The organism is Streptomyces pathocidini (genome assembly GCF_001418495.1).
GTDB classification, from domain to species: domain Bacteria; phylum Actinomycetota; class Actinomycetes; order Streptomycetales; family Streptomycetaceae; genus Streptomyces; species Streptomyces pathocidini.
Map to the genome: position 1 here is coordinate 1 of NZ_LIQY01000490.1, position 11,534 is coordinate 11,534.

The following is an 11,534-nucleotide window of genomic DNA, read 5'->3' on the forward strand; positions in this document are numbered from 1 at the left end:
CTGGAGCGGGCCGCGGCCGAGCTGCCGGGGGCGGTGGCCTGCCCCGCCGATCTGACCGACCCCCAGCAGGTCGCGCGCGCCGCGCACTTCGTGTGCGAGGAGTACGGGGCGGTGGACGTCCTCGTCAACAACGCGGGCGGGGACGGGCGGTTGGAGGCGCGGGGCGCCGCCGAGGACGATCCGCTGGCGGCCGTCGCCGGCGACTGGTCGCTGAACTTCCGGCTCAACGTGCTGACGGCGGTGCTGCTGACCGAGGCGCTCCGCGACCATGTGGCCTCGCCCGGCGGGCGGGTGCTCTTCCTCGGCTCGATCGCCGCGCTGCGGGGGTCCGGCCGGAACGCGTACGGGTCCGCGAAGGCGGCGCTCCACCCGTACGCGTTCTCGCTCGCGCGGGAGCTCGGGCCGCGCGGCATCACCGTGAACGTGGTCGCGCCGGGCTATGTCGAGGAGACCGGGTTCTTCGGCGGCGAGGTGCCGGAGGAGCGGCGCCGCGCGCTGGTCGCGGAGACCCTCACCGGTCGCGCTGGCCACCCCGGCGACATCGCCGAAACCCTCCACTGGCTCGCCTCCCCGCACGCCGACCACATCACGGCCCAGGTGATCCAGGTCAACGGGGGTGCGGAGCGGGGCCGTTAGCCACTCGGGCCGCGGGCGCGGTGTTTCGGCCGGTTCGGCGCCGCCGGGCTCTGCCGGGCTCCGCCGGGCCGATAGGTCGCCGCCGCGGGACCCGTGCTTCGGGGCTGGCACGATGGGCGGGGCGGAACACCCCGCCTCAGATCTGCCCCCAGAAACGACTCCCCAGAAACGACCCCCAGAAAGGGAAGTGACCCGACCGTGGCGTCCTCGACGATCCTGCTGTTCCACTCCGCCTACGGGCTGCGCCCCGCCGTGCACGCGGCGGCCGACCGGCTGCGCGCGGCGGGCCACGAGGTCCATGTGCCGGACCTGTACGACGGGCGGACCGCGGAGACCGTGGAGGAGGGCATGGCGATCAAGGACGAGATCGGCACGGACGAACTGCTGCGCCGCGCGGTCACCGCCGCCGCCCCGTACTCCGACCGCGGCCTGGTCTACGCGGGCTTCTCGCTCGGCGGCTCCCTCGCCCAGAACCTCGCGCTCGCGGACGAGAAGGCGCGCGGGCTGCTGCTCCTGCACGGCACCTCCGACATCGCGGAGGGCGCCACGACCGACGACCTGCCGGTGCAGCTGCACGTCGCGGACCCGGACCCGTTCGAGCCGCACGACTGGCTGAACACGTGGTACCTGGGCATGCGGCGGGCCGGCGCCGACGCCGAGGTCTACCGCTACCCCGGCGCCGGCCACATCTACACCGACCCCGAACTGCCGGACTACGACGAGAAGGCGGCGGAGGCCACCTGGCCGGTGGCGCTCGCCTTCCTCGACAGCCTGTCGTAGCCCGGGCCTGTTCGTTGGCCCGAGGCCTGTTCGCGGCCCAAGGCTGCCGTGGTCAGGCGTGCGCCTGTCGTAGCCGAAGCGTGGGGCCCCGCCGCGGGCCTCGCCCTGTCGTGGTCGAGGCGTGTCCGCGCCGGCCTCAGCGCGCCGGCGCGTCCGCGCGCTCGACCCGCTGCGTGCCGGACCGTGTGCGGTACGAGCGGGCCCACGCCGCCGTCGCGTTCCGGTCGGCGCGGTCGGAGAGCACGTAGTAGTCCATCTGCGCCCGCTCGGCGGTGACGTCCAGCACGCCGTAGCCGTGGGAGTCCATGTCCACCCACTTCACATGCCGGTTGGCGGCCTGAATGGCGGCGGCCGCGACCAGCGACACCGTCCGCGGCTGGACCTTCAGGATGTCGTCGAGGTTGTCGGAGGTCACCGAGGTCACCACGAACTCGGTGGCGGCGGACGGGGAGAGCGGGTACGTGGCTGCCTGCACCGGTACGTCGTTGGCCCACGCCATGTGGATGTCGCCGGTCAGGAAGACGGTGTTGGCGACGGCCTTCTCCCGCAGGTGGGCGAGGAGTTCGCGGCGGTCGTCGGTGTAGCCGTCCCACTGGTCGACATTGACCGCGAGCCCTTCCGCGGGCAGCCCCAGCAGCTCCCCGAGCGGGCCGAGCAGCTGGGCGGGCACGGAGCCGAAGGCGACCGGGGAGATCATCACCGAGGTGCCGACGAGCTGCCAGGAGGCGTCGGAGGAGGCCAACCCGGCCTTCAGCCAGTCGAGTTGGGCCCGGCCCGTGATCGTACGGTCCGGGTCGTCCACCGCGCCGTCGCCCGCCGTGGTCTGCTGGGAGCGGAAGGAGCGCAGGTCGAGAAGGTGGAGGTCGGCGAGCGCGCCGAAGCGCAGCCGCCGGTAGGTGGTGCCCGCGGTCGAGGGCCGCACCGGCATCCACTCGAAGTACGCCTGCTTGGCCGCCGCCACGCGCCGCGCCCAGTCGCCCTCGGCGCCCGGCGTGTGGTTCTCGGCGCCGCCGGACCAGGCGTCGTTGGCGAACTCGTGGTCGTCCCAGATCGCCACCACCGGGTGCGCGGCGTGCAGCGACCGGAGGTCGGGGTCGGTCTTGTACGTGGCGTGCCGGAGGCGGTAGTCGGCGAGCGTGGTGATCTCGTGGGCGGGGGAGTGGGCGCGCACGCCCTCCGCGGGGTAGGCGCCTGCCGCGTACTCGTAGAGGTAGTCGCCGAGGTGGAGGACCGCGTCGAGGTCGCGGCGGGCCGCGAGGTGGCGGTAGGCGGAGAACCAGCCGGCCTCCCAGTTGGCGCAGGACACCACGCCGAAGCGCACCGCGTGCGCGGCGTCGCCGGGCGCGGAGGCCGTGCGGGTGCGCCCGGTGGGCGAGTCGGCGCCGCCCGCGGTGAAGCGGAACCAGTACGCGGTGGCCGGGCGCAGTCCGCGGACGTCGGCCTTGACGGTGTGGTCGGTGGCCGCGCTCGCGGTCGTGGTGCCGCGGGCGACGACGCGGGCGAAGGCCGCGTCCTCGGCTATCTGCCAGTCCACGGCGAGGTCCGGGCCGGCGCCGGATCCCGGGGCGGACTCCGGGGTCGGGGTGACGCGGGTCCACAGGAGCACGCCGTCGGGCAGCGGGTCGCCGGAGGCCACGCCGTGCTGGAAGACGGGGGCGGCCGCTGCCGCGGGCGGGCCGGCGGCGAGCGGGAGGAGCGCGGCGGAGGCGGCGCCGGCCTTGACGACCGTACGGCGGGCCGGGCGCGGGGAGTTGGGGTCGGTCACGCCCGATCACGTTACGGGGCAGGTACGGCGAACGGGCGGGCGAACACCGGATGTTCGCCCGCCCGTCGGCGAGTGGTCGCCCCGGCCGTCGTACGGCCGTCAGGCGCGCGTCACTTGGCGGCGAGCGCCTTCTCGATGGCCGCCTTGAACTGGTCCGCCTGCATGGGGGTGTTCTGGGTACCCTCGACGACCAGCTTGTTGCCGTCCATCTTGAAGGTGGGGGTGCCCTGGACACCGCTCTTGTCGAACTTCTTCGACATCTCCAGCGCCCACTTGTCGTAGGTGCCGTCCTTCACGGCCTTCTCGAACCCGGCGTTGTCCTTGAGCGCCGGGACCTGGTCGGCGACCTTCAGCAGGAAGGCGTCGTCGGCGAACTTGTCGTCCGTCTCCTCCGGGTGGTACTTGGCGGAGTAGAGCGCGGCCTTGTAGTCGAGGAAGGCCTGCGGGTCGACGTTCAGGGCCGCGCCGAGGGCGCTGAGGGCGTTCTTCGAGCCGGTGCCCTGAGCCATGTTGTCGATGAAGGAGGCCATCGTGAACGAGGCCTTGTACTTGCCGTCCTTCACGTCCTTGGAGACCTGCTCACCCGCGGACTGCTCGAACGCGGCACAGGCCGGGCAGCGCATGTCCTCGTAGATCTCGAGGGTCTTCTTGGCGTCGGCCTTGCCGATGACGATCTCGGTGCCGTCCTTGCCGGTGGCGTTGGCGGGCTTGACGAGCTTCTTGCTGGAGGCGTCCTTCCAGGTGTCGGCGGTGTCGTTGCCGCCCATGCTGGAGACGGCGACGCCGACGCCGGTGGCGATGGCCAGGACCGCGACGATCGCGCCGCCGACGAGGACCTGGCGGCGCAGTTTGTCCTTCTTGGTCTGACGCTCGCGCTCGGCGCGCATGCGCTCGCGGGCCGCCGCCTTGTTGGACTGGCTGTTGCGGTTGCTCATGATGGTGTGTTCCTGCTCCGTGACGTAAGGCTGGGGATGGTGACCGCTGTGCGCGGCGGGCTCAGAGCGCCGCGGGGCAGGGCGGTCCGCGCCGTACGACGGAGTGCACCAGCAGCGGGTGCGTACGGGAGGCCGCGCGCGCCGGGGAGGCGGCGCGGAGGCGGGGGCGCCGGGCGCCGCCCGCCGAGGCGGCGGCAGCGGCGACCAGCAGCGGCCGGAAGGCCGAGACGGCGGCCGCGCGCACCAGGCGGCCCAGGGCCGCCTCGCCGCGCCACAGCCAGGCCGCGGCGGCCAGGCCGACCGCGAGGTGGGCGGCCAGCAGCAGCCAGGGGGCGGCCGGGTCGCTCGCGATCTGCGGGAAGCCGGCGGCCCGGCCGAGGCCGGGGGCGCCCTGGCTCGCCACGCGGGCCAGCGGGGTGCCGAAGTCGCCGCCGGCGCACAGGAGATCGACGCCCACCGAGCGCAGTGGCCCGGCCACGGGGCCGCCCGCCTGCCCGTAGCAGGCGTGCTGCCCCGTGGTGAAGACGGTGTCGGCGGCCAGCTCCAGCGGGATCAGCAGGGCGGCGATCGCGGCGAAGCCGCGCTGCCGCCCGGCCAGTGCCCACGCGGTCGCGAAGACCGCGGCGGACAGGGCGGCGACCGTGGTCACCGGCAGTGGAACACCGGACAGCAGAACGTGAGACGCCGTGGACAGCGTCACGCACAGCGCGGTGAACAGTGCCGCGCGCAGCGTCCGCATCGGTGTCCCGGTGATGTCCATCTCGCCCGAGTGTGCCATGGAGCCGGTTAAGCGACAGCTAAAGATCCGCGATCGGTGACCGGCCCCGCACGGGCACCATGGCCGCCCTCACAGGCCCGGGATCCGGCCGTTGCGGAAGAGGTCGACGAAGATCTGGTGGTCGGCGCGCGCCCGGGCCCCGTAGGAGTGCGCGAAGTTCACCAGCAGGTCGGCGAATCCGTCCTCGTCGGCCGCGATCGCCGCGTCGATGGCGCGCTCGGTGGAGAACGGCACCAGGGAGTGGCCGCTCTCGTCGTCCGCCGCCGCGTGCATCGTCGCGGTGGCCCGGCCCAGGTCGGCGATGACCTCGGCGATCTCGGCCGGGTCGTCGATGTCCGACCAGTCCAGGTCCACCGCGTACGGGGAGATCTCCGCGACCAGCTGCCCCGCGCCGTCCAGTTCGGTCCAGCCCAGCCACGGGTCGGCGTGGTCCTGGAGCGCCCGCTGCGAGATGACCGTGCGGTGCCCCTCGTGCTGGAAGTACGAGCGCACGCGTGCGTCCGTGATGTGCCGGGAGACCGCCGGGGTCTGCGCCTGCTTCATGTAGATCACGACGTCGTTCTCCAGGGCGTCGCTGTTGCCCTCCAGCAGGATGTTGTACGAGGGCAGGCCCGCGCTGCCGATGCCCACCCCGCGGCGGCCCACCACGTCCTTGACGCGGTAGGAGTCGGGCCGGGCGAGGCTGGAGTCGGGCAGGGTCTCCAGGTAGCCGTCGAAGGCGGCCAGCACCTTGTAGCGCGTGGCGGCGTCCAGTTCGACCGAGCCGTCGCCGGCGGCGAACCGGCGCTCGAACTCCCGGATCTCGGTCATCGACTCCAGCAGGCCGAAGCGGGTCAGGGAGCGGGCGACGCGCAGCGCGCCCAGCAGCGGGCCCCCGGCGGTGTCGAGGGTGAAGGGCGGCACCTCGTCGTCCTCGGCGCCCTTGGCCAGTGCCTGGATCCGCTCCCGGTAGGCGGCGGCGTAGGTGCGGACCAGGGAGCTGATCACCCCGTCGCTGAGCGCCTTGGTGTAGCCGATCAGGGCGACGGAGGCGGCGAAGCGCTTGAGGTCCCACGTGAAGGGGCCCACGTAGGCCTCGTCGAAGTCGTTGACGTTGAAGACCAGGCGGCCGTTGGAGTCCATGTACGTGCCGAAGTTCTCGGCGTGCAGGTCGCCGTGCACCCACACCCGGGAGGTCCGCTCGTCCAGGAACGGGCCGCGGTCCCCCTCGCGCTCCAGGTCCTTGTAGAAGAGGCAGGCGGTGCCCCGGTAGAAGGCGAAGGCCGAGGCCGCCATCTTCCGGAACTTGACCCGGAACGCGGCCGGATCGGCGGCCAGCAACTGCCCGAAGGCGGTGTCGAAGACGGCGAGGATCTCCTCGCCGCGCTGCTCGGCCTGTACGGGCAGGGGCTGCTGGGACGTCATACGCGTTCGCCTCCTGGTCAGGGGCTCTGGTGCGAGTCCGGGACTGAACTGGGTCGGGTCGTTCCGGTTCTTCCAACGCGCGAGGCTACCCGTGAGTGCCCGCGGGCTGTCAGTGCCGGGTCATAGACTTCGCTACCGTCGCCCAACCTCGTAACCGCCTGTTCGCCGGAGGTCCTCCACCGTGTCCAAGCCGCCCTTCACGCACCTGCACGTCCACACCCAGTACTCACTGCTGGACGGTGCCGCGCGGCTCAAGGACATGTTCAACGCGTGCAACGAGATGGGCATGACGCACATCGCCATGACGGACCACGGCAACCTGCACGGGGCGTACGACTTCTTCCAGCAGGCGACCGGCGCCGGCATCACCCCGATCATCGGCATCGAGGCCTACGTCGCGCCCGAGTCGCGCCGGAACAAGCGCCGTATCCAATGGGGTCAACCCCATCAAAAGCGGGACGATGTCTCGGGCTCGGGTGGTTACACCCACAAGACGATCTGGGCGGCCAACAAGACGGGCCTGCACAACCTGTTCCGGCTCTCCTCCGACGCCTACAAGGAGGGCTGGCTCACCAAGTGGCCCCGGATGGACAAGGAGGTCATCGCCGAGCACTCCGAGGGCCTGATCGCCTCCACCGGCTGCCCCTCCGGCGTGGTCCAGACCCGGCTGCGGCTCGGCCAGTTCGACGAGGCGCTGAAGGACGCGGCCGAGTACCAGGAGATCTTCGGCAAGGACCGGTACTTCCTGGAGCTGATGGACCACGGCATCGAGATCGAGCGCCGGGTCCGCGACGGCCTGCTGGAGATCGGCAAGAAGCTCGGCATCCCGCCCCTGGTCACCAACGACTCGCACTACACGTACTCCCACGAGTCCAGCGCCCACGACGCGCTGCTGTGCATCCAGACCGGCAAGAACCTCTCCGACCCCGACCGCTTCCGTTTCGACGGCACCGGCTACTACCTGAAGTCGACGGAGGAGATGTACGCCATCGACTCCTCCGACGCCTGGCAGGAGGGGTGCGCCAACACCCTTCTCGTCGCCCAGCAGATCGACACCGACGGCTGGTTCGACAAGCGCGACCTGATGCCCCGCTTCGACGTGCCCGAGGGCTACACCGAGGTGACCTGGTTCCAGGAGGAGGTCAAGCGCGGCATGGCCCGCCGCTACCCCGGCGGCGTCCCCGACGACCGCCAGCAGCTCGCCGAGTACGAGATGGGCATCATCATCCAGATGGGGTTCCCGGGGTACTTCCTCGTCGTCGCCGACTTCATCATGTGGGCCAAGAACAACGGCATCGCGGTCGGCCCGGGCCGAGGCTCCGCGGCCGGCTCGATCGTCTCGTACGCGATGGGCATCACCGACCTCGACCCGGTCGAGCACGGACTGATCTTCGAGCGGTTCCTCAACCCCGAGCGCGTGTCCATGCCCGATGTCGACATCGACTTCGACGAGCGCAGGCGCGCCGAGGTGATCCGGTATGTCACGGAGAAGTACGGCGCCGACAAGGTCGCCATGATCGGCACCTACGGCACCATCAAGGCCAAGAACGCCATCAAGGACTCCTCGCGGGTGCTGGGCTACCCGTACGCGATGGGCGACCGGATCACCAAGGCCATGCCCGCCGACGTCCTCGGCAAGGGCATCAACCTCGCCGGGATCACCGACCCCTCCCACCCGCGCTACAGCGAGGCGGGCGAGGTCCGGGGGATGTACGAGAACGAGCCCGACGTGAAGAAGGTCATCGACACCGCCAAGGGCGTCGAGGGCCTGGTCCGGCAGATGGGCGTGCACGCCGCGGGCGTGATCATGTCCAGCGAGACGATCACGGACCACATCCCGGTCTGGGTCAGGCACACCGACGGCGTCACCATCACGCAGTGGGACTACCCGACCTGTGAGTCGCTGGGCCTGCTCAAGATGGACTTCCTGGGCCTGCGCAACCTCACGATCATGGACGACGCCGTCAAGATGGTGAAGGCCAACAAGGGCATCGACCTGGAGCTGCTCAGCCTGCCGCTGGACGACCCCAAGACCTACGAGCTGCTGTGCCGCGGCGACACCCTCGGCGTCTTCCAGTTCGACGGCGGCCCCATGCGCTCCCTGCTGCGCATGATGAAGCCCGACAACTTCGAGGACATTTCCGCGGTCTCGGCCCTGTACCGGCCGGGCCCGATGGGCATGAACTCCCACATCAACTACGCGCTGCGCAAGAACGGCCAGCAGGAGATCACCCCGATCCACCCCGAGCTCGAGGAGCCTTTGAAGGAGGTCCTCGACATCACCTACGGCCTGATCGTGTACCAGGAGCAGGTGCAGAAGGCCGCCCAGGTGCTCGCGGGCTACTCGCTCGGCCAGGCCGACCTGCTGCGCCGCGCGATGGGCAAGAAGAAGAAGGAAGTCCTCGACGCCGAGTTCGTCAACTTCCAGAAGGGCGCGCGCGAGAAGGACTTCTCCGACCAGGCCATCCAGGCCGTGTGGGACGTGCTGGTCCCCTTCGCCGGATACGCGTTCAACAAGGCGCACTCCTCCGCGTACGGCCTGGTCACCTACTGGACCGCGTACCTCAAGGCCAACTACCCGGCCGAGTACATGTCGGCGCTGCTGACCTCCGTGCGCGACGACAAGGACAAGTCGGCGGTCTACCTCAACGAGTGCCGCCGCATGGGCATCAAGGTGCTGCCGCCGAACGTCAACGAGTCGGAGGCGAACTTCACCGCCCAGGGTGACGACGTGATCCTGTTCGGTCTCACGGCGGTCCGCAACGTCGGCCAGAACGTGGTCGATTCGATCATCCGCACGCGCAAGTCGAAGGGGAAGTACGCGACCTTCCCCGACTTCCTCGACAAGGTCGAGGCCGTGGTCTGCAACAAGCGGACCATCGAGTCGCTCATCAAGGCGGGCGCGTTCGACGAGATGGGTCACACCCGCAAGGGGCTCACCGCGCACTACGAACCGATGATCGACAACGTGGTCCAGGTCAAGCGCAAGGAGGCCGAGGGGCAGTTCGACCTCTTCGGCGGCATGGGCGACGACACCGGCGACGACACGCCGGGCTTCGGGCTCGACGTCGAGTTCTCCGACATCGAGTGGGACAAGGCGTACCTGCTGGCGCAGGAGCGCGAGATGCTCGGCCTCTATGTCTCCGACCACCCGCTCTTCGGCATCGAGCACGTCCTCAACGACAAGGCGGACGCGGCGATCTCCCAACTGACCGGCGGTGAGCACGCGGACGGCGCGATCGTCACCATCGGCGGCATCATCTCCGGTCTCCAGCGGAAGATGACCAAGCAGGGCAACGCGTGGGCCATCGCCACCGTCGAGGATCTGGCGGGCTCGATCGACTGCATGTTCTTCCCCGCCACCTACCAGCTGGTGTCGACCCAACTGGTCGAGGACACCGTGGTGTTCATCAAGGGGCGGCTCGACAAGCGCGAGGACGTGCCGCGGCTGGTCGCGATGGAGCTGATGGTCCCGGACCTGTCGGAGGCCTCCGCCAACGCCCCGGTCACCATCACCATTCCCACGGTCAAGATCACTCCGCCGCTGGTGGAGAAGCTCGGCGAGGTCCTCACGCACCACAGGGGCTCCACCGAGGTCCGGATCAAGCTCCAAGGGGCCCGCAAGACCACCGTCCTGCGGCTGGACCGGCACCGGGTGACCGCCGACCCGGCGCTCTTCGGCGACCTCAAGGTGCTGCTCGGCCCGTCCTGCCTGGCGGGCTGACGGCAGCCCTCCCGTGCGCGGGCTGGTGCCGAAGCCATTACGCGGGTTGACGCGGCTCGCGTACGCGGGTTGACGTCCGCGTGGCTCGGGGGCGCGGACAGCGGACGAGGGGCGCGCCCATGTCGGGGCGCGCCCCTCGGCAGTTCATCTGCTCAGCGGTGGCGGTCAGTTGTGACCGAAGCTCTGCCGCTGCTTCCGGGCGCCCGGCTCGTGGCCAGGGGTGTGGGGCTGCGTCTTGCCCTGAGCCTGCGGCTGGGCCTGGGCCTGAGCCGCCTCCGGGGCCGCGGACTTCCCACGGGCCTGGCCGCGCTCGGCGGCGCCACGGGTCTTGGGCTGAGTGCGTTCTCGGTTCTTGTTCTTGGCCATGATCGTGCCTCCTGTGGGGATCATCGGAACCTGGCCTGCGGCCGGTCGGCGGGGCGCCGGGAGCCGCTTTCGAGTAACCACGCTCGCATGTCCCAACAGCGGACGCATGTCGGACAATTACCGTGAGTGAGAAGGCTAGGTAGGGGCGCGGATCCGCACCTGCTCGCTGTCTCTCACGCCCCGTGCGCCGCATCCGCCACGCCGATGATCGAGTTCCGACCGTTAACCCCCGTACGGTCGGGCAGACTCGAAGGAAACCCGAAGCAAAGCCGTTCCGGGGGGCTACGGACTCACGAAAGAGGGTGGAACGTGGACCGCTGCGTCGTCCTGGTGGACGCCGGCTATCTGCTGGGCGCCGCCGCGAGCCTGCTCGCCGGGGAACCCGCCCGGGCCCGCATCACCGTCGACCACGCCGCGCTCATCCAGGGCCTGAGAGAGCGCGCCGAGGCCGACACGGACCGTCCCCTGCTGCGGATCTACTGGTTCGACGGCGCGCCCGACCGCGTACCGCAGCCGGAGCACCGGCGGTTGCGCGTCATGCCGCGGGTGACCGTACGGCTCGGCGCGTTGACGCGCACCGAGGGGCGCTGGGCGCAGAAGGGCGTGGACGCGGCGATGCACGCCGAGCTCACCGAACTCGCCCGCAACCGGGCCTGTTCCGACATCGTGCTGGTCACCGGCGACGGTGATCTGCTGCCCGGGCTGATGGACGCCAAGGAGCACGGCGTCGCCATCCACCTGTGGGCCGTGCAGGCCGCGGACGGCGACTTCAACCAGTCCGAGGACCTGGTCGCCGAGGCGGACGAGCGGCGGGTTCTCGACCGGGCGTGGATCACTCAGGCCGTACGGGCCAAGGAAGTTGCCGGGCCGTGTGCCGCTCCGGCCGCACCCGAGCCGGAGATCGCGGCGATCCTCTCCGCGCCGCTGCCGGAGGCGTCGGCCTCGGGCGCCCCCCCGGCGCCGGGCGGCGGCCCGGACGCGGGCCTCGCGACCGCCAACGGGGCGTCCCCGGGCGCGGGTTCGCCCGCCGGGGCGGTCAACGGCCTGGTGAACGGGCGGGGTGCGACGGGGCGGCTGCCCTCGCCGAACGGCGCGGGGCCGGCCGGCGCCGAGCCCTCGGTGAACGGGGCCGGGCCGGCGGTCGAC

The 11,534-nt window shown here is 71.0% G+C and carries 9 protein-coding genes; 4 read left to right on the forward strand and 5 right to left on the reverse strand.

Annotation, left to right across the window (positions count from 1 at the left end):
- On the forward strand, positions 1 to 636 hold a 636-nt coding region (locus AOK16_RS21075), incomplete at its 5' end, for an SDR family NAD(P)-dependent oxidoreductase (protein ID WP_055473755.1).
- A gap of 198 nt (positions 637 to 834) precedes the next feature.
- A complete protein-coding gene (locus AOK16_RS21080) occupies positions 835 to 1,416 on the forward strand; it encodes a dienelactone hydrolase family protein (RefSeq protein ID WP_055473756.1) in 582 nt (193 codons plus the stop codon).
- Between the two features lie 136 nt (positions 1,417 to 1,552).
- On the opposite strand, the gene AOK16_RS21085 is transcribed toward AOK16_RS21080, so the two are convergent.
- The 4 genes from AOK16_RS21085 to AOK16_RS21100 all read right to left on the reverse strand — a co-directional run bounded on the left by AOK16_RS21085 (position 1,553) and on the right by AOK16_RS21100 (position 6,298).
- A complete protein-coding gene (locus tag AOK16_RS21085) occupies positions 1,553 to 3,181 on the reverse strand; it encodes an alkaline phosphatase D family protein (RefSeq protein ID WP_055473757.1) in 1,629 nt (542 codons plus the stop codon).
- Between the two features lie 110 nt (positions 3,182 to 3,291).
- Positions 3,292 to 4,116, reverse strand: a complete 825-nt coding sequence (locus tag AOK16_RS21090; protein WP_055473758.1) for a DsbA family protein — start codon at positions 4,114 to 4,116, stop codon at positions 3,292 to 3,294.
- Positions 4,117 to 4,177: 61 nt separating this feature from the next.
- Positions 4,178 to 4,876: a hypothetical protein gene (locus tag AOK16_RS21095; protein WP_055473762.1), complete on the reverse strand. Its 699-nt coding sequence runs from the start codon at positions 4,874 to 4,876 to the stop codon at positions 4,178 to 4,180.
- Positions 4,877 to 4,963: 87 nt separating this feature from the next.
- A complete protein-coding gene (locus AOK16_RS21100) occupies positions 4,964 to 6,298 on the reverse strand; it encodes a DUF2252 domain-containing protein (RefSeq protein ID WP_055473759.1) in 1,335 nt (444 codons plus the stop codon).
- 181 nt (positions 6,299 to 6,479) lie between these two features.
- Between AOK16_RS21100 and dnaE the strand changes: the two genes are divergently transcribed.
- Positions 6,480 to 10,022 carry a DNA polymerase III subunit alpha gene (dnaE, locus tag AOK16_RS21105; protein ID WP_055473760.1) on the forward strand — a complete coding sequence of 1,181 codons (3,543 nt, stop codon included), beginning with the start codon at positions 6,480 to 6,482 and terminating at the stop codon, positions 10,020 to 10,022.
- A 165-nt stretch (positions 10,023 to 10,187) separates the two neighbouring features.
- Here the strand turns inward: dnaE and AOK16_RS26755 are convergent, their stop codons facing one another.
- Complete coding sequence (locus AOK16_RS26755) at positions 10,188 to 10,388, reverse strand: hypothetical protein (protein ID WP_055473761.1); 201 nt, start codon at positions 10,386 to 10,388, stop codon at positions 10,188 to 10,190.
- 309 nt (positions 10,389 to 10,697) lie between these two features.
- Here AOK16_RS26755 and AOK16_RS21115 point away from each other — a divergent pair.
- Positions 10,698 to 11,534, forward strand: an 837-nt coding sequence (locus AOK16_RS21115) for an NYN domain-containing protein (protein ID WP_240483676.1), incomplete at its 3' end; no start/stop codon positions are given.